This is a genomic window from Catenulispora sp. GAS73, from assembly GCF_041262085.1.
Taxonomy (GTDB): Bacteria; Actinomycetota; Actinomycetes; order Streptomycetales; family Catenulisporaceae; genus Catenulispora.
Window position 1 is genome coordinate 266,793 of sequence record NZ_JBGCCM010000001.1, and the last position, 20,166, is coordinate 286,958.

The window sequence follows — 20,166 nt, forward strand, 5'->3', positions numbered from 1 at the left end:
CCCGGGCGCCGCGCCGCCGTGGCGGGAAGCAGCCGATCGCGCCGCCCGGCGGACCGGTGGCACTGACAGAGACGAAGCATCCACGACAGATCCGTGTCCCCGTGTGTGTGGCTGCACCGACGATGGCGGGCGGGCCGTGGCCCGCAGCCCGCAGCCCGGCTCGTCGTAAGGATCCCCGGACGTGAGGCGACATGATGAAGACAGACTTCGACGCCATCGTCATCGGCGCCGGTTTCGGCGGCGTGTACGCACTGCACAAGCTGCGCAACGAGCTGGGCCTGACCGTCCGCGTCTTCGAGAAGGGCGGCGGGGTCGGAGGCACCTGGTACTGGAACCGGTATCCGGGCGCGATGTCGGACGTCGACGGGCACGTCTACAAGTACTCGTTCGACAAGGAACTGCTCCAGGACTGGGAGTGGAGCACCCGCTACGCCTCGCAGGCCGAGAATCTGGCCTACCTGCACGCCGTGGTGGAGCGCCACAACCTGATCGGGGACATCCAGTTCGACACGGAGATCGAGTCCGCGGCCTACGACGAGCGCCGCGCGGCGTGGACGGTGGCCGACAGCCGCGGCGCGCGGTTCACCGCCCGGTATCTGGTGACGGCTCTGGGCCCGCATTCGAGCCGCAACTTCCCGGACATCGCAGGGCTCGACCGCTTCGAGGGCACTGTGGTCCACACCGGCGCCTGGCCCGACGGCCTGTCGATCGCCGGCCGGCGGGTCGGCGTGATCGGTACCGGGTCCACCGGCACCCAGTTCGTCTGCGCGGCCGCTCAGACCACGGCGCACCTCACCGTGTTCCAGCGGACGCCCCAGTACGTGGTCCCGTCCGGCGACCGCGCCGTCGCCGCCGAGGAGGTCGCCGCGATCCGTGCCGGCTATGACGGGATCTGGGAACAGATCCACGACTCCCGCGTCGGGTGCGGCTTCGCCGAGAGCGACGTACCGGCGATGAGCGTCTCGGCCGAGGAACGCCACAGAGTGTTCCAAGAGGCCTGGGACGCCGGCAACGGCTTCCACTTCATGTTCGGCACCTTCGGCGACATCGCCGTGGACCCGGATGCCAACGCCGCCGCGGCCGACTTCATCAGGGCGAAGATCCGCGAGATCGTCCGGGACCCGGAGACCGCACGCCGGCTGACCCCGACCGAGCTGTTCGCCAAGCGCCCGGTCTGCAACCAGGGCTACTACGAGTCCTTCAACCGCGACAACGTCCGCCTGGTCAGCCTGCGCGAGACCCCTGTCGTGGAAGCCGTTCCGCGCGGACTGCTGACCGCGGACGGCGCCGAGCACGACCTCGACGTCCTGGTCTTCGCCACCGGCTTCGACGCGATCGTCGGCGGTTACCGGCGGATGACGATCCGCGGCCGGGCCGGCCTGGACCTCGCGGCGCGCTGGAAGGACGGCGCGCGCAGCTACCTGGGCGTCTCCGTCTCGGGGTTCCCCAATCTGTTCCTGGTCTTCGGCCCGCACAGCCCGTTCAGCAACCTGCTGCCCAGCATCGAGACCCAGGTGGACTGGATCACCGAGCTGATCGCGGCCGCCGAGGGGTCCGGCCGGACCTCCGTCGAGGCGACTCGCGCCGCGGAGGACGCCTGGGTCTCCACCTGCGAGCAGGCCTCCGCGCAAACCCTGCTGCCCCGGGTCCAGTCCTGGATCTTCGGCGGGAACGCCCCCGGCGAGCGCCGGACGACTCTGTTCTACTTCCCGGGCCTCGGGCCGTTCCGCGCGAAGCTCCGCGAGGTGGCGGCCGCCGGGTATCAGGGTTATTCGTTCGACTGACCGGCACTGACGGTTCGACCGTGGCCCGCGGCCCGCGGCCCGCGGGCAGGCCGGCTGCCCGCGGGCCGCGGCGGCTCACGATCCCTGCATGGCCTCGCGCAGGCTCTTCGGCCGCATGTCGGTCCAGTTCTCGTCCACGTACGCGAGGCTCTCGGCCCGCCCCGCCGGCCCGAACACCGGGCGCCAGCCGTCGGGCACGTCCGCGAACGTGGGCCACAGCGAGTGCTGCTCCTCGTCGTTGACCAGCACGTAGAACTCTCCGCTTTCATCGTCGAACGGGTTGACGGACATCGCTCCTCCATCTCGGTGTCGGCGGGTGCGCCGGATCATCGGCCCGATCCCAGGATCTCGTTGATGACGCGGCCCATCTGGGCCGCGTTGTCGGGCCACATCATTTCGTTGTGCGCGCATTCGATCTCGATGCGCCGGATCGTCCCGTCGACGTAGTCCCGCCACATGACGTCGAGCTCCACGGGCAGTTCCCGCCGCTCGCGCGTGACCTGGTCGATCAGAGCGCAGAAGAATGTCAGCTCCCCGCGGAACGTCGGGGAGGTGAACCTCGTCATCAGCTCGGTGTGTTCGATGAACAACGACGTCGAGGTCTGCACCAGTGACTCGAACTCCTTCATCCCGGCCAGGTGGCCCATGTAGTGGGCCAGATACCTGCGGACGATCGTCTCGTCGGGGGTGGTGAAGTCGGCGAAGTAGCTCGACGGGCCCGAGTCGAGCACCCCCAGGAAGTCCACCTCGCGGCCGCGGCGCTGGAGCTCGGCGGCCACCGCCTGCGCGATCGGCCCGCCCAGCGACCAGCCGAGCACGTTGAACGGGCCGTCCGGCTGCACACGCAGCATCTGGTCGACCCAGTCGTCCACCACGCTCCCGATCGAGGCCGGCCGCGGCTCGCCGCCGAACCCGCGGGCCTGGAGCCCGTAGACCGGCCGGGAGGCGTCCAGGTGCTGGGCGAAGCCGAGGTAGGCCCAGGCCAGCCCGCCGCCCGGCGGCACCCACCAGATCGGCGCCTTGTCGCCGCCGGTCCGGATCGGCAGCACCACCGAGAACGGGTCGTCGAACTCGCCGAACTCCACGACGTCCTTGCCCGCCGACAGGTACTCCGCGACCTCGGCGACGCTCGGGTGCTGGAACACGGCCCGGACCGGCAGCTCGAAGCCCAGCTCCGCGCGGACCCGCCAGATCAGGCGGATGACGTGCAGAGAGCTGCCGCCGCAGTCGAAGAAGTCGTCGTCGATCCCGATCCGGTCCAGACCGATCACCTCGGCGAACAGCCCGGCCAGCTCCCGCTCCAGCGGGGTGCGGGGCGCGTCGTCCTCCCCGTCGTCGGCGGCGTCGGCGGCGTCGAGCGCGTCGAGCGCGTCGAGCGCGTCGAGCTCCGGGAGCCGGGCGCGGTCGAGCTCCCCGCTCGCGGTCGACGGCAGGTGCTCCAGCACCACGATGTCACTCGGCACCAGGTGCTCGGGCAGCTCGGCCGCCAGCTCCTCGCGCAGCAACGCCGGCAACCGCGAGATCTGGCGCGCCAGCACGGGGGCGTTCACCAGCCGCCGCCCCGCGAGATCCAGCGGCCGGTACACGCCGTCGAAGCAGTCGGCGCCGCCTTCCGGAACGAGCACCGCCTCGAACCAGTCGGGCGCCTCGGCCGACCACGTGCAGTAGACGGCGAGGCCCCGGTCCCGGCCCCAGGACTGCAGCTCGTGCGGATCGATGGCGGTCTGGCGCTCATCGACGGGAACGCCGTACTCGGCCGCCTCGCTCACCAGCCTGGCGTTCGGAATCCGCACCAACCGAAGGCGGTCGCCGTGCTCGGCCAGCGCGGTCTGGAGCTCGTCGAGGTCCCGGACCTCGGCGGCCCAGGCCACCGTCCGCAGATCGGCGAGGTACGCCGGCCGGCTCCCCTGCTTGTGCAGCACGACCTCGTACCGGTGCCGGGTGAGCTCGTCGTGGTGCTCGCCGGGCTTCAGCCGGACATCCACCGCCACGACGTCGGGGCGCTCATCGGCCCACCGCGTGAAGAAGCCCGGGTCGACGACCAGCTCCTTCTCGCCCAGCACCGCACGCTCGACCTCCGCCCGCACCACCGCCGGCCGATCGGCCGGCCGCCGCGCGTGGTGCACGGCGGTCAGGAGCTTGCGCAGGGTGGCATGGTTCCGCACATCGCCGATGACGACCCGGCCGCCGGGCGCGAGCCGGTCCACGGCGACCTCCAGCACACGACTCAGATAGGCCGCATCGGGGAAGTACTGCACGACCGAGTTGAGGACGACGGTGTCGAAGAACTCCGCCGGCAGCCCATCGGCGACATCAGCACTCTGACACAACAGCGTCACCTTGCCGCGCAGGCGCGAATCCGCAGCCACCCGGCGCCTCAGCCGGTCGATGACCGGCGCGGAGAAGTCAGTGCCCCAGTACCGCTCAACGTCCGGCGCCAACGGCCCCAGCAGCAGCCCCGACCCGACCCCGACCTCCAGCACACGCCGCGGCCGCAGCCCGCGCACCCGCTCGACGACCCCGTCGCGCCACTGGCGCATGGCGGGCAAGGGGATCGGCTCGCGCGTGTAAGAGCTCTGCCAGCCGGTGAAGTCCTCAGCGAGGTCGGCGGTGGCGCTGCCGAAGCCGGTGCCTGTGTCGGTGTCGGGGTCGATGTCCGCGCCAACGCCGGTGCCGGGGTCGGAGTCTCTGCCGAAGCCGGCGCCAGCGCCGCTGCCAGTACCGGTGCCGATGTCAGTGCCAGCGCCGCTGCCGAAACGGGTGCCGGAGTGGGAGTCCGTGCCGATGTCAGTGCCGGTCTTGGTGCCGCTGCCGGTACCTGTGCCGCTGCCGGTGTCCGTAGCGGTGCCGATGTCGCTGCCGATGTTGGTGCCGGTGCCGGTGGCGATGCCGGAGTCCGTGGCGATGTCGCTGCCGATGTCGCGGTCAGTGTTGGTGCCGGTGCTGGTGCTGGTGCCGCTGCCGGTGTCTGTGGCGGTGCCGGTGCCGGAGTCGCTGCCGAAGTTGGTGTCGGTGTCGGTACTGGTACTGGTGCTGGTGCTGGTGCTGGTGTCGGTGTCCGTGCCGGTGTTGGTGCCGCGGCCGGAGTCCGTGCGGATGTCGCTGCCAGTGTTGGTGCCGGTGCCAGAGTCGCTGCCGGAGTCCGTGCCGATGTCGCTGCCAGTGTTGGTGCCGGTGCCAGAGTCGCTGCCGGAGTCCGTGCCGATGTCGCTGCCAGTGTTGGTGCCGGTGCCGGAGTCGCTGCCGATGTCGGTGCTGGTGCTGGTGCTGGTGTCGATGTCCTCGTACATCGAGTCGTAGATCGCCCGCCACTTCTCGACGTGCGCCGCCGTATCAGCGGCCGTGCCTGCGGCGTCCTGCGGGACCACGTAGGCCACCAGTTGGCGGCCGCCGAGGCGGCCCGGGCGGGCGATGACTGCTGCCTGCGCTACGCCGGGGCGCTTGCGCAGGGCCGCTTCGACTTCGCCCGGCTCGACTCGGAGGCCTCGGATCCGGAGCTGGTCGTCGGTGCGGCCGAGGTATTCCAGGTGTCCGTCGTGGTTCCAGCGGACGAGGTCGCCGGTGCGGTACAGGCGGTCGCCGGGGTGGCCGAAGGGGTCCGCGACGAAGCGTTCGCTCGTCAGGCGCGGGCGGTTCGCGTAGCCGCGGGCCACCCCGGCGCCGCCGATGTAGAGCTCCGCCGCCACGCCCTGCGGTACCTGCCGCAGGCGGTCGTCGAGGGCGAACAGGCGGCTGCCCGCCAGTGGCCCGCCGATCGGCAGCGGGTCCTTGCACCCGGCCGGCGAAGATACCCGGTGCCAGGCCGCGAAGGTGGTGGCCTCGGCGGGACCGTAGCCGTTCACGACGGTGGTCGCGCCAGCGTCGCCCAGCAGCTGCCGCACGGCGGACGGTGACAAGACGTCGCCGCCGGCCCACACCTCCCGCACCCCGGACAGGGCCGCGAGGTGGTGCCGCGTGATCAGGTCGAGCATGTCGGCGGTCAGCCACACCGCGGTCGCGCCGTGCTCGGCGACCAGCGACGCCAGCCGCGCCGGGTCCAGGCGGCCGGGCGGCGCCACGACGGCCGTGCCGCCCCGCAGCAGCGGCACCCAGAGCTCGTACGTCGACGCGTCGACCCCCACCGGAGAATGAGCGAGCACCCGTTCGTGCGCGCCGCCGGACCAGCACGGATCGAGCGCGAGATCGAGCACGTTCCCGTGGCTCACCTCGACGCCGTTCGGTGTTCCGGTCGCACCGGAGACATAGGTCACGTACGCGAGGTGCCGCGCATCGACCCCGTCGGCGTCCGGCGGCAGCGACGGATAGCCGTCGAGGTCGATCTCGGCCAGACGCTCGTCGACCACGACCGCCGGGTCCAGGTCGGCGAGAACGAGCTCGACGCGAGCGCGCGGACCGGCCGGATCGACGGGCACGTAGCAGGCCCCCACCTTCAGCGCCGCCAGCATGGTCGCGACCCACAGCGGAGACCGATCCATCACCAGAGCCACCCGGCTGCCCGGGCGAGCTCCGCGCTCCCGTAGATGATGCGCGATGCGATCGGCCCACCGATCCAGCTCCCGATACGTCCAGCTCTCAGCGCCGTCCCCGGCCACCACCGCCACCGCGTCCGGCCGCTCGGCGGCCACCTCGGCGAAGCGCTCGTGGATCGTGCCGACGACGCGCCGGGTGCCGTTCTGGCGGCCCGACCACCGCTCCAAGGCCGTCAGGTCGTCCCGCGTGAGCAACCCCACCGCGCGCATCGGCGACTCCGGCGCCTCGACCCACTGACGCAGCAGATGACGCCAGCGGTCCACGAGCCCGACGACCGTGACCCGGTCGAACAGGTCTGTCGCGTACTCCACCACGCCGACGATCCGCCCCCGTCCGTCGGACCCGGTCCGCTCGACGAGGTTCAGGAACAGGTCGAACCGGGAGACGCCCATGTCGACCGGCTCGTGAGTGACCACCAGCCCCGGCAGGTCAAAAGCCGGCTGCACGTTGTTCTGCAGCGCCAGACACACCTGGAACAGCGGATGGTGCGCGGTCGAGCGCACCGGGTTCAGCGACTCGACCAGGTGCTCGAACGGCAGGTCCTGGTGGTCGTACGCGGCGAGGCTGACATCCCGCACCCGTCCGACCAACTCGACCAGACTGGGATCGCCGCCGGTGTCGACGCGCGCCACCCAGGTGTTGACGAAGAACCCGACCAGCCGGTCGAGCGCTTCGTCGGTCCGTCCGGCGATCGGCGCGCCGATCGGGATGTCGTCCCCGGCGCCCAGCCTGCTCAACAGCCCCGCGAGGCCCGCCTGGAGCACCATCGAGACGGTCGCGCCGGTGTGCACGGCCAGTTCGCGGACGCTCTCGGTGAGAGCTTCATCGAGCTCCACGGGCAGCAGCTCGCCCGCGAACGAGGCGACGTCCGGCCGGGCGCGGTCGGTCGGCAGCCCCACCGCCTCCGGCAGGCCGTCGAGCTGCTGCCTCCAGTAGCTCAGCTGCCGCTGGTACAGGCTGTCGGGACCGTCGTCGGTGAGAAGGTCGCGCTGCCAGAGCGTGTAGTCGGTGTATTGAACCGGCAGCGGAGCCCACTGCGGCCGGCGTCCCTCGCGCCTGGCCGCGTACGCGGCAGTGAGGTCCTCGGCCAGCGGGCCCAGCGACCAGCCGTCCGCCGCGATGTGGTGCACCGGCAGGAGCAGCACCGCGTCCTGGTCGCCGAGGCGGAACAAGGCGGCGCGGATCGGCACGTCCTTCGCCAGGTCGAACGGGCGGCGCGCCTCGGTCCGCAGGGCCCGCGCCAGGTCCGCCGCGCCGATCTCCTGATCCTGCCAGGGGATCCGCAGCTCACCGGGCTCCAGGACGCGCTGGTGGGGCACCCCATCCACCTCGTCCACGACGGTGCGCAGCGACTCGTGCCGGATCACGACGTCCCGGACCGCCGCCCGCAACGCGTCCGGGTCCAGCGTTCCGGTCAGCCGCATCGACAGCGGGATGTTGTACGTCGGCGACGGCCCTTCGAACCGGTGGATGAACCACAGCCTCTGCTGCGCGAAGGAGACCGGGATCCGGTCGGGCCGGGGCTGCGGCCGCAGCCGCGGCCTGGTCTTGCGCTGGTCCGTCAGGTGGGTGACCAGCTCCGCGACGGTCGGCGCCTCGAAGACCGTCCGGATGGGGATCTCGACGCCGTACGCCGCCCGGATACGGCTCACCACGCGCGTCGCCAGCAGCGAATGCCCGCCGATGGCGAAGAAGTTGTCGTCCACGCCGACCCGGTCGAGTCCGAGGACGGCGGCGAAGATGTCGCACAGCGACTGCTCCTCCGGCGTCGAGGGCGCCCGACCGCCGCCACCGACGGCGTGGTCCGGCGCCGGTAGCGCGGCCCGGTCGAGTTTGCCGTTGACCGTCAACGGCACGGCGCCGATCGGCATGATCGCCGACGGCACCATGTAGTCGGGCAGGGCCTGAGCCAGGTGTTCGCGCAGGATTCCGGGAAGCGCGGTGATACCAGCGGCCGCGGCCGGGTCGTTGATCCAGGTACCGGCGCCGGAGGTCGATCGGTAAGTGCCGACCAGTGCTCGGGGCTCCCCGTCCTGGAACAGGACCGCCTCGAACCGGTCGATGGCCGCCGGCGACCACGTCAGCACCGCGTGCCAGCCCTGCCGCGCCGCCCACGCCTGGAGCTCGGCCGGATCCAGCGGCGCCGACGGCGAGGGCTCGGAATCCTCCATCCCCAGCAGCCGTGCGGCAGCGGCCTCCTCGACGACGCGCGCGTTGGGAATCCCCGTGACGCGAATCCCAATGACGCGCGCCGCCGTCCCGCCCAGGGCGCGAATCCGGTCGGCGAGGCCGCCGAGGTCGCCGTCCCATTCCAGGGCGGGCACGGCGTCGACCCGGCTCGTCGGTGTTCCCGGCTTGTGCAGGACGACCTCGTACCGGTGCCGCGTCAACTCATTGTGATAGTCGCCGTCCTTGAGCCGGACGTCGACGCCCGCGGCTCCCGCGCGCTCGGCCCAGCGCTGGAACCATTCCGGGTCGATCACGAGCTCCTTCTCCAGCAGGATCGCCTGCTCGACCGCGGCGCGCAGCTGGGCCGGCGTGGCGTCCGGGCGCTTGGCCCGCTGGACGGCTGCCTGGAAGGCCCGCAGCGAGCGGGCCCGGCGGAGGTCGCCGAGCACGAGCCGGCCGCCCGGCTCCAGCAGCTCCCAGGCGCCGTCGAGCACCTGCTCCAGGTACCGCTCGTTCGGGAAGTACTGGACGACGGAGTTCAGCACCACGGTGTCGAAGGTGGAAGGAAGGCCGCTGAGATCGTTCGCGCGGCGGCACAGCAACCGGACCCGCTCGGCCCAGCCGGCGTCCGCCACCTGACGGCCGAGCCGCTCGATGACCGGTTCGGAGAAGTCGGTCGCCCAGTAGGCCTCGGTGCCACCGGCGATCGGCGCGAGCAGGAGCCCGGTTCCGGCGCCGAGTTCGAGCACGCGGCGCGGCGAGAACCCGGTGACGCGTACGACCGCTGCGTCCCGCCACACCCGCATCTGCTCGACCGGGATCGGCTCACCGGTGTAGCTGGACACCCACAGGCTGAAGTCCTCGCCGAACGGCTGGTCGCCGTCCTCGACGTATCCCTGGTCGTAGATCTCCTGCCACTCGTCGACCTGCTGGTCCACGGCGACGACGCTCTCCACCTCCGCCAGGTCGGGCACGACGTAGCCGACCAGCCGGAGGTCGCCGGCGGAGTCCCGCCGCGTGACGGCGACGGCGTGGCGGACGGCCGGGTGGCCGCTCAGGGCGTGTTCGATCTCGCCGAGCTCGATGCGGAACCCGCGCACCTTCACTTGTCCGTCGGCCCGGCCGAGGAAGCAGATGGTGCCCTCCGGGAAGAAGCTCGCGCGGTCGCCGGTGCGGTAGATCCGCCGGCCCGGGAGGTCACCGAAGGGGTCGGCGACGAACCGCTCGGCGGTGAGTTCGGGCCGGTTGACGTACTCCAGGGCGATGACCGGGCCACCGATGTAGAGGTCTCCTTCGACGCCGACCGGGCAGGGGTCGAGGCGCTCGTCGAGCACGTAGTAGCGCGCGTTGTCGATGGGCCGTCCGTAGGGGATGCTCCGCCATCGCGGGTCGATCTCGCCGACCCGGAAGTAGTTCGACCAGACGGTCGCCTCGGTGGCGCCGCCGAGGCTGACGATCTCGGCGCGCGGGAACGTGCCGCGGATCTCGTCCGGCAGGGACAGCGGGGTGAAGTCGCCGGACAGGAAGACCAGGCGCAGGTCCCGCACGCCCGGGTGCCCGGAGGCCTGCGGCAGCAGCGGGACCAGCTGGTTCAGCGTGCCGGGCACCGAGTCCCAGAACGTGATCGGCTCCGACAGCAGGACGTCCAGCAGCATCTCCGGGTCGCGCTGCTGGGCCGCGTCGGCGATGTAGAAGCCGCCGCCGACAGCGAGCAGGCCGAAGATGTCGAACACCGACAGATCGAAGTCGAGCGAGGTGACGCACAGGGCCACGTCGTCGGCGTCGAATCCGAACGTCTGGCGGCACCAGTTCAGCAGGTTGTGCACGGGCCGGTGGGTCACGGTGACGCCCTTGGGCTTCCCGGTGCTGCCCGACGTGAAGATGATGTAGGCCGTGTTGTCCGGACCCGCCACCGGTTCGGGATCGCGTTCGCCGTCCAGGGACAGCGCCATACCCGCCCGGCCCACGTCGATCAGGTCCACGCCGTCCGGCGCGGTCCAGCTGTTGGTGTCCTCGGTGACCAGCACGATCGTCGCCGAGGTGTCGGCGAGCATGCCGGCGACCCGGTCCGACGGCAGCGCGGCGCCGATCGGCACGTAGGCCCCGCCCGCCTTGAGCACGCCGAGCACGGCCGCGATCATCAGCGGGCTGCGCCGCACCGCCACGCCCACCACGGTCTCCGGCCCGACGCCGCGGCGCTTGAGGGTCCAGGCGATCCGGTTGGCCTGCCGGTTCAGCTCCCGGTAGGTCAGCGTGCCGTCGGCGGACCGGACGGCGATCGCGTCGGGCCGCGCGGCGGCCTGCCGCTCGAAGGGGAGATGGATCGGTCCGGGGCAGGGAAACGGACGAGCGGTGTCGTTCCACTCGTAGAGGATCTTCTGCCGTTCCTCGGGATCGAGCCCTGCGGCGGGCGCGTTCGCGGGACGGTTCACGGGCGCGGGCATCGGTTCCACGGCCAGCGCGGCGACGCGGGTCCGGGGGTCTTCGACCACCTGTTCCAGCACCCTGACATACCGCGCCCCGATGGCGGCCGCCGTGGCCTCGTCGAACAGGTCCGTGGCGTATTCGAGGTCGACGGTCACGGTCCGGCCCGCCGGGTCCGGCATCAGGTTGAAGAAGAGGTCGAACTTGGCGGTGCCGGTGGCGACCGGCTCCATCGAGGCCCGGACCCCCGGCAGATCCACCTCCTGCCGCACGCTGTTCTGCCACGCGAACGTCACCTGGAACAGCGGGTGGTGCGCGATCGACCGCTCGGGGCGCAGCAGCTCCACCAGCCGCTCGAACGGCAGGTCCTGATGGTCGTAGGCGGCGAGCGCCTTCGCGCGCACCGTGTCCAGCACCTGGTCGAACGCCTCGTCGGCGGTCAGCCGCACCCGCAGGACCCAGGTGTTGACGAAGAAGCCGACGAGGTCGTGGAGCGCCTCGTCGGTGCGGCCGGCGATCGGCGAGCCGACCGTGATGTCGTCGTCTCCGCCCACGCGGTGCAGCAGGACGGCGAGCGCGGCCTGGAACACCATCGGCACCGTCACGTCATACGCCCGGGCGAGCTCCCGGGCGCCGTCCAGCAGGCGCTCGGAGATCTCGAACCCCACATTGCCGCCGCGGTAGCTGGCCCGGGTCGGACGAAGACGGTCGGCGGGCAGCGAGATCGGCCGGAGCACCCCGGCCAGTTCCTGCCGCCAGTAGGCGAGCTGGGTGGAGAAGGCGCTGTCCGGATCCGACTCGTCGCCGAGCACCTCGCGCTGCCACGCGGCGTAATCCGAGTACTGCACCGGCAGCTCGGCCCACGCCGGCTCCGCGCCGCGGGCGCGAGCGCGGTAGGCGGCCGACAGGTCCGCCGTGAACGGCCCCAGCGACCCGCCGTCGGCCGCGATGTGGTGCAGGACCACCACCACCAGCGTGACGTCCGGCTCGGGACGCAGCAGGAACAGCCGGACCGGCAGATCGGCCGCCAGGTCGAACCCCTCGCGGACCGACGCCGAGACCACACCGGCCACCTGCTCGGCGCGGACCCATCCCCAGTCGGTCCAGGGCGGGACGACGTCGGCCGGGGCGACCACCCGCTGGACCGGCTGGCCGTCCACCTCGTCGTAGACGGTCCGCAGGATCTCGTGGCGGGTGAGGACGTCGAGGAACGCGCGCCGCAACGACTCGGTGTCGACCCGCCCGCGCAAGGTGATCAGGATCGGGATGTTGTAGGTCGCGGTCCCGCCTTCGAACCGGTTGACGAACCACATGCGCTGCTGCGCGTATGAGAGCGGCCACATTGTCCTGTCACCTTTCGGTCATCCTGTGCAGGGGCTTGCGGACCGAGGCCGCCAGGCCGTCCCACCGCCGGGCGAGCTCGGCGACGGTCGGCGCGGCGAACAGGGTCCGGATCGGGATCTCGACGCCCAGGTCCGACCGGACCCGGGCGGCGAGCCGGGTGGCCAGCAGCGAGTGCCCGCCCAGGGCGAAGAAGTCGTCGTCGAGGCCGACCCGGGGCACGCCGAGGATCTCGGCGAACAGCTCGCACAACGCGGTCTCACGCGGTGCCTCCGGCGCGCGGTACGTCGCGCCGGCCGTCTCCGGCCTGGGCAGCCGGGCGCGGTCGAGCTTCCCGTGCGGCGTCACCGGGATCGCGGTCAGGGCGACCACCGCCGACGGGACCATGTAGTCGGGTAGCAGGTCCCGCACGAACCCGCGGATCTGCCCGGTCGGCGGTAGTTCGGCGGCGGCATCGGGGTCGGCGTCGGCGTGATCGTCAGCGGCGTCGTCGCCGGCGCCGGCGACGACGTACGCGACGAGCCGCTTGTCGCCGGGCCGGTCCTCCCGCACGATGACGACCGCCTCGCGGATCGCCGGATGCCGGATCAGCGCGTGCTCCACGTCGCCGGGCTCGATCCGGAAGCCCCGGAGTTTGATCTGGAAGTCCGCCCGGCCCAGGAACTCCACTTCCCCGGTGCGGGACCAGCGGGCCAGGTCTCCGGTGCGGTACATCCGGCTGCCCGGCGGGCCGAACGGGTCGGCCGCGAACCGCGCGGCGGTCAGGCCGGGCTGTCGGTGGTAGCCGCGGGCCAGACCGTCCCCGGCGATCCACAGGTCTCCGGCGACGCCCGGCGGCACGGGCCTGAGCGCGGCGTCCAGGATCAGGATCCTGGTGTTCGCGACAGGCGTCCCGATCGAGGGCGGCTGGCTGGTCGCGAGGTCGGCGGAGGTGGACCAGACGGTCGTCTCCGTGGGGCCGTACAGGTTCACCACCTGCGCGGCGTGGGCGCAGAGCGCGTCGGCGAGCGGCCGGGGCAGCGCCTCGCCGCCGGTCAGCACCCGCAGACCGGCCAGGCGGCCCGCGTCGTGGGACACGAGCATCTGCCACAGCGCCGGAGTCGCCTGCAGGACCGTGACACCGGCGTCCTCGACGAGGTCGAGCAGAACCCGCGGGTCGGCGGCCTGTCCACGGTCGGCGAGCACCACCCGGCTGCCCGTGGTGAGCGGCAGGAACAGCTCCAACGCCGCGATGTCGAAGGCGATCGTGGTGACCGCCGCCAGCCGGTCCGACGCTGACATGCGGAGCGCGCGCCGCATGGCCGCCAGGAAGTTTGTCAGCGCCCGCTGCCCGACGACGACGCCCTTGGGCGTTCCGGTCGAGCCGGAGGTGTAGATGGTGTAGGCGGCCCGGTCCGGTGCGGCGTCGAGCACCGGATCGGCGGCGGGGTACCCGGCCAGGTCGGTGCGGGCCAGCAGCGCCTCGTCGAGGACCAGGTCCGCCCCGCAGTCGGCGATCACGGACCGCACCCGCGCCTCGGGATGGTCCGGGTCCACGGGTACGTAGCACCCGCCGGCCTTCCAGACCGCCAGCAGCGCGGCCACCAGGTCCGCCGAGCGGGGCAGCAGGACGACGACCCGGCGCTCGGCGCCGATCCCCCGCGAGATCAGCCAGTGCGCCATCCGGTTCGCGCGCTCGTTCAGCTCGGCGTAGGTGAGGCGCTGCTCCCTCACCTGAAGAGCCACCGCGTCCGGTGTCGCTGCCGCCTGCCGGGCAAACTGCACGACCGCGCACTCGTCCGGCACCTCCGCCGCGGTGTCGTTCCACTCCTGGATCACCAGTCGCCGCTCGGCGTCGGACAGTAGATCGACGGAGGCGGCGCGGGCCCGCGGATCGGCGGCGAACTGCCGGAGCACCCGGGCGAAGCGGTCCGCGATCTCCTCGACGGCGCCCGGGTCCAGCACCTCCGGATGGAACTGCAACGTCAGGCCCAGGATCGGGTCGGCGGCGGCGAGCACGGTCAGCGGGTAGTGCGTCGGCGCGAAGGGCCGGATCCCGGTGACGGTGAGGTCCGCCGACGCCCCGGCCCGGGACAGCGCTGCCCAGTCCACGGGGAACGACTCGAAGACCACGATGGTGTCGAAAAGCGGGGTGAGCCCGGTCGCCTGCTGGATGTCGCTGAGCCCGGCGTGGTAGTGCTCCAGCATCCGGGCCTGGGCGTCCTGGACCGCGCGGAACATTTGTTCGAGGTCGGCGCCGGGCTCGCACCGCACTCGCACCGGCACGGTGTTCGTGAACATGCCGACGGCGATGTCCGCGTCCGGTACCTGCGGCGGGCGCACCGCCACCGAACTGCCGAACACAACGTCGGAGCTGCCGGTGAGCTGCGCGAGCACGACCGCCCAGGCACCCTGCACCAGGACGTTGGGGGTGATGCCGCACGCCGCCGCCTCGCGTACTACGGCGGCCGCCTCCTGGCGGGTGAGCCGGACATCGCACTGGCCGATCTCGGAGACCACGGTTCCGGCGCCGACCGGCGCGGTGCCTTTCGCCAGCAGCGTCGGCTGCGTGACGCCGGACAACTCCTCGGCCCAGGCCGCGACCGCCCGGCCGGTGTCCTGCCGCGACCGCCAGCGCAGGAAGTCCCGGAAGCCGTGCTCGACCGCGTCGAGGTCGTCGTCCGCACCGGCGTAGAGGCGCATCAGCTCCTGTTCGATGAGCGGCAGCGACCAGCCGTCGAAGAGCACGTGGTGCGCGGTCAGCGCGAGCTCGGACTGCGACGGGGAGAGCGTGACGAGGCCGAACCGCAGCAGCGGCACGGCGTCCGGACGGAACCGGTTCTCCCGTTCCTCGGCCAGGATCCGGAGCAGCCGTTCCTCGGGCTCCGGGGAGCCGGCGAGATCGATGTGCTGGAACGGGGCCTCGACACCGTCCACCACCACCTGCGCCGGTTCGCCGGTCGCCGTGGTCACGAACGCCGTCCGCAGGGCGGGATGCCGGTCTAGAAGGGTCTGCGCCGCGAGCCGCAGGCGTTCGGGGTCCACGGGCCCGGTGATCCGGAACACGAACTGGGTCTGATACGACGTGGAGGCGGTGTCGCCGAGCATGCCGTGGTAGAGCAGCCCCTGCTGAAGCGGTGTCAGGGGCCATACGTCGCGGACCCGGCCGAACCGGTGCCGCCACTCGTCCAACTCCTCCTGGCGGACGTCCACCAGCGGTGTGTCGGAGGGAGTCAGGCCGCTCGCGCCAGCGAGCGCCTGCGCGTGCAGGCTGCGCAGGGCTGTCTGCCAGGACTCGGCGAGGGCCTGGACCTCGGCTTCCGACAGCAGCCCGGTGGCGAACGTGAACAGCGCCAGCAGCCGTTCGCCGTCGTCGGCGCCGACCACGAGGGAGTTCAGTTCCAGCCCGCAGGCCAGCGGCATCTCCGGGTCCTGCGCCGGCACGAGTTCGGCGAACTCCGGCGCCGGCGTCCACGCCGCCTCACGGTCGGTCCGGGACCGTTCGAAGGAGAACCTGCCGAGGTAGTTGAACCCCACCTCGTCGATCGGGTGGTCCCGCAGCACCGCCGCCGTCGTCTCGTTGACGTGCCGCAGCAGGGTGTAGCCGAGGCCCTGGTCGGGCAGGGCGCGCCGGCTCTGCTTGACCCTGCGGAGCGCGGCCGCCGCGGCCGGACCGCCGTCGAGCGCGTCGGCGACGTCGAGGCCGGCCAGATCGACGCGGACCGGATAGACGGTGGTGAACCAGCCGATCGTGCGGGTCAGGTCAACGCCGGGGACGAGCTCTTCCTGGCGGCCGTGCCCTTCGACGCGCACGACCTCCCCGGCAGTGCCCGGTCCGCGCCGGCGGGCGGCCAGTGCGAGGACGAAGGCGGTGAGCAGCACCTCGTCGACGCCGCACCGGAACTCGGCCGCCACTGTGGTGAGCAGCGCTCTGCTGAGCGCTTCGGGGAGCTCGAACCGCAGCGTCCGCGCCGTCTTCGTCAGATCAACCCGCGGATCGACGAACCGGGATCCCAGCGGCTCGGCCGGCTCCTGGAGCATCCCGCGCCACAGTTCCAGCTCGGCCACGCGCGAGGGCCGCGCCGCCTCGGCGGCAAGCTCGTCGAGCCACCTTCGAAGCGGCGTGCCCACCGGCGCCGGCGACGGCGGCCGGCCGGCGCGCAGCTGCTTCGCCGCCTCGGCGAGATCCGGGACGAGCACCCGCCACGACATCCCGTCCACGACGAGGTGGTGGAGCGCGATCAGGAGCCTGCCGGATCCGCCGCCCGACGGCTCGAACCACACCAGCCGGACCATTTCCCCGGCCGAGGCGCTGATCTGACCGGTCGCCGCCGCCCCCTCATCCGCCAGCGCCGCCTGCCACTCGGGCCCGCTCCAGTCCCCGGGCCACGGCACCCGTCGGACGAGCCGGTCCGCCGTCACCGAGCCCGCCGGCCGGATCTGCAGCTCGCCGTCGGCCAGCCGGGCGCGCAGCACGTCGTGGTGGTCCAGGACGGCCTGGACCGCCCCGGTGAGCAGCTCCAGATCCAGGTCCGCTGACACGCTCAGCACCAGCCACTGGGCCAGCCGGTCCAGGCCCGGCCCGCGCTCGGCGAACAGTCGGGCCATCGGCGGGAGCGCGATCGGACCGGCTGCCCGGTCCGCGTCCCGCGCGACGGCGGCGGCATCGACGGCGCCGTCGCCGTCGCCGTCGGCCTCGGCGTCGGCCCGGGTGGCCGCAGCCGCCAGCGCGGCGACGGTCCGGCACTCGAAGACCGTCCGCGCGGACAGCGTCAGACCACCGGCCCGGGCGATCGTGACCACCCGCATCGCCGAGATGCTGTCGCCGCCCAGGGTGAAGAAGTCGTCGTCCACACTGATGCGGCCGCCGCCCAGCACTTCGGCGAAGGCGTCGGCCAGAATCCGTTCCTCGCCGGTCCGCGGCCCCCGGTGCGCCCGCCGCGTCGTCCGCGGTTCCGGCAGCGCGGCGCGGTCCAGCTCGCCGTTCGCGGCGGTCGGCAGACTGTCCAGCACGATCACGGTGGCCGGCACGAGATGCGCGGGCAGCCGGGCGGCGGCGAACCGCCGCAGCTCGGTCACGTCCAGCCCGGCGCTGAAGTCCGCGTCCTCGCCGGCCGCGCCGAGGCGTCCGGCGGCGGCGGGCACGACGTAGGCGACCAGGTGGCCGGGCTGGTCGGGCTGGTCCGGCTGTTCGGGCTGCTCGGGCCGGTCCGGCCGGGCGATCACGGCGGCCTGGGCCACTCCCCCGTGCGCGGCCAGGACGGTCTCGACCTCGAAGGGGTCGGCCCGCAGGCCCCTGATCTGCACCCGCTGATCGGCCCGGCCGGCGTATTCGAGCTCTCCGTCACGGTTCCATCGGGCCAGGTCGCCCGTGCGGTACAGGCGCGATCCGGCCGGACCGAACGGGGAGGCGACGAAACGGTCCGCGGTCGCGGCCGGGCGGCGCAGGTAGCCGCGCGCCAGCCCGGCGCCGCCGACGTAGACCTCGCCGACCACTCCCGCCGGCACCAGGTGCAGCCGGCCGTCGAGCACGTACACGCCGGTGTTCCCGACCGGCCGCCCGAGCGGCACCGTGGGCGCCCCGGGCAAGTAGTCCGACGAGGCGACGTCCGGCGCCGCCCCGTCCACCCCGTACAAGTAGTGGACCGGCACGCCGGACACCTCATGGAACCGGGCCGCCACGCCGGCCGGCAGCGCCTCCCCGCCACAGAGGACGCGTCGCAGGCCCTTGCAGTCGGCGGCGGCGTCCTCGCGTACCAGATCGGCGAGCACGGACGGAACGACGGTCAGAGTGGTGGCGGCGGTCCGCCGCACGGTCGCGGCGAGAGAGGCCGCGTCCCAGCGGAGGTCCTGCCGCGGCAGCACGATCGTGGCGCCGGCGATCAGCGGCCCCAGGATCGTCCGGACCGGATCGGCGAGCGACTCCGGGGACCCGGACAGCACGCGGTCGGTCTCGTCCAGGCGGTACCGCTGCCGCATCCCCAGCAGGCCGTTCGCCAGCGCGGTGTGGGTCAGGACGACGCCAACCGCCTCGCGGTGCGGCGCCGAGGCGTAGCGCACCAACGCGGCGTCCGCGCCGGCGCACGAGCCGACCGGCGCGTCGTCGGTGTCCGCCGCTCCCGCCGACCCCGCCGATCCCTCGACGACGCTCGCCTCCCACCGCGGCTGCCCGCCGTCGAACGGCGTGATCGCGAGGTCACCGGCTCCGACGACAGTGAGAAGCAGCGTCGGCCGCGCGTCGGCCAGCATCGCCTCCACATGCTCCGACGTGCTGCCCGGGTCGATCGGCAGGACGGCAGCCCCGGACCTGAGCACCGCGACGACCGCGACGACCAGTTCGATCGAGGACGGAACGGACACCGCCACGCACCGGCCCGGCGCCGCGCCGCAGGCGACCAGGCGGCGTGCGAGGACGGCGGCCCGAGCCGCGAGCGCTCCGTAAGTCAGGACACTGTCTTCGTGCTCGACCGCGACCGTCTCCGGAGCGGCCGCCGCCTGCCGGTCGAGCAGCTCGGGCACCGTCGCGCCGTACAGCTCGGCGACGGGACCGGTGCCACGGTCCAGGATCGCGTCCCGTTCGTCCGCTCCCAGGACGCTGACGTCCTGGACCCGCGCGCGGGGATCGGCCAGAGCCGCCCGGACGAACGCCGTGAACATCTCGGTGAGCCCGGCGGTGTCCTCGTCGGAGTACAGGTTCGCGGGCGCGTCGAACCGGATGTACAGATCGCTGTCCGCACCGCCGTCGGTGTAGGTGACGATCCTGATCTCGTCGGGCACGCCGTGCGTCCCGCCGGCGAACCGTCCGACGGCGCCGGCCAGATCCAGCTCCCGGAGAGCCGGGACGACGGTGAGCACGGGACCGAACGGGCTGCGGGCCTCACCGGCGTGGCCGGCCAAGCGCTTGATGAGGGCCACGTTGTACTCGGCGTGCTCCAAGACCCGCAGGCGCGCCTTGCGCACCGCACCCGCCAGCTCGACGAAGGTGGCCGAGGCCGGCACCTCGACCGCCAGGGGCAGGGTGTTGGAGTACAGGCCCAGCGCCTGCCGGACCCGGCCGCTGCGGTGGTTGACGGTGAAGGAGAACACCGGTTTGGGGGTGTCGCACAGGCGTTGCAGGAACACGGCCACGGCCGCGGTGATCAGGTCTGTGACGTTCGTGCCGGCCGCCTCGGCAGCGCTCTGCCATCCGGCGGCCTCGATCGCCGCGACGCGGGCGGTGGCGGTGGCCACGCCCAACGGCCCGGTCAAAGCGTCCCAGAACGAGGCGTCGGCGGCGCGCGCCGTGGCCGCCGCCCGCACGCCGGCCGGGATCCGGGCCGCCGTTCCGCCGTCGGTGACGTAGCCGCGCCAGAACTCTTCGGCTTCGGCGAACTGGCCGGAGGCATGATAGGCGGCCTCCCGCTCGCCGGCGGTCCCGGGCGGCGGCTGCGGGCGGTCCGGCGCCGGCGAGCCGGTGCGCAGGCCGCGGTAGATCTCGGCGACGCGCTGGGACAGCAGGGTGAGGACCCCGAAGGCGTCGATCAGGATCTGATGCAGGATCAGGCACAGCAGGTGGTGGTCCTCGGCCAGCCTCACGGTCCCGATCCGGAACAGCGCGTCCGTGCCGAGGTCGAACGGCCGGCCGACCTGCTCGGTGAGGAAGGCGCGGGCGGTGGCGGCGGGATCGGCCGCGGCGCTCACGTCGAGGCTGAACAGCTCCCACGCGTCGGGTTCCCGGGGGACGAGCCGCAGTTCGTCGCCGTCCCGCTCGAAGTTCACCTGGAGCGCGGTCGCCTCCGCCACCGCCGTGCGCACCGCGTCTTCGAGAAGCCCCCGGTCCACGTCGCCTCGCAGGGCCCAGATGGTCGTGGTGCTGTTCGGCACCCCGGGCGCGAGATTGTGTTCCAGCCACAGGGCTTCTTGTGCCGAAGAAACTCCGCTGAAGGTCATGCAGGCTCCT

General features: G+C 72.7%; 4 protein-coding genes. 1 reads left to right on the top strand and 3 read right to left on the bottom strand.

Features of this window, described 5'->3' with window-relative positions:
* Positions 1-191: 191 nt before the first annotated feature.
* On the top strand, positions 192-1,784 hold the full coding sequence (locus tag ABH935_RS01125; protein WP_370375847.1) for a flavin-containing monooxygenase: 1,593 nt from the start codon (positions 192-194) through the stop codon (positions 1,782-1,784).
* 75 nt (positions 1,785-1,859) lie between these two features.
* Here the strand turns inward: ABH935_RS01125 and ABH935_RS01130 are convergent, their stop codons facing one another.
* From ABH935_RS01130 to ABH935_RS01140, 3 genes are read right to left on the bottom strand one after another with little or no spacing between them, the layout of a single operon-like run.
* A complete protein-coding gene (locus tag ABH935_RS01130) occupies positions 1,860-2,075 on the bottom strand; it encodes an MbtH family protein (protein ID WP_370375848.1) in 216 nt (71 codons plus the stop codon).
* Between the two features lie 35 nt (positions 2,076-2,110).
* Positions 2,111-12,250, bottom strand: a complete 10,140-nt coding sequence (locus tag ABH935_RS01135; protein WP_370375849.1) for an amino acid adenylation domain-containing protein — start codon at positions 12,248-12,250, stop codon at positions 2,111-2,113.
* Positions 12,251-12,257: 7 nt separating this feature from the next.
* Positions 12,258-20,156 (bottom strand): amino acid adenylation domain-containing protein, encoded by a 7,899-nt coding sequence (locus ABH935_RS01140; protein ID WP_370375850.1) that lies wholly within the window; start codon positions 20,154-20,156, stop codon positions 12,258-12,260.
* Positions 20,157-20,166 lie beyond the last annotated feature (10 nt).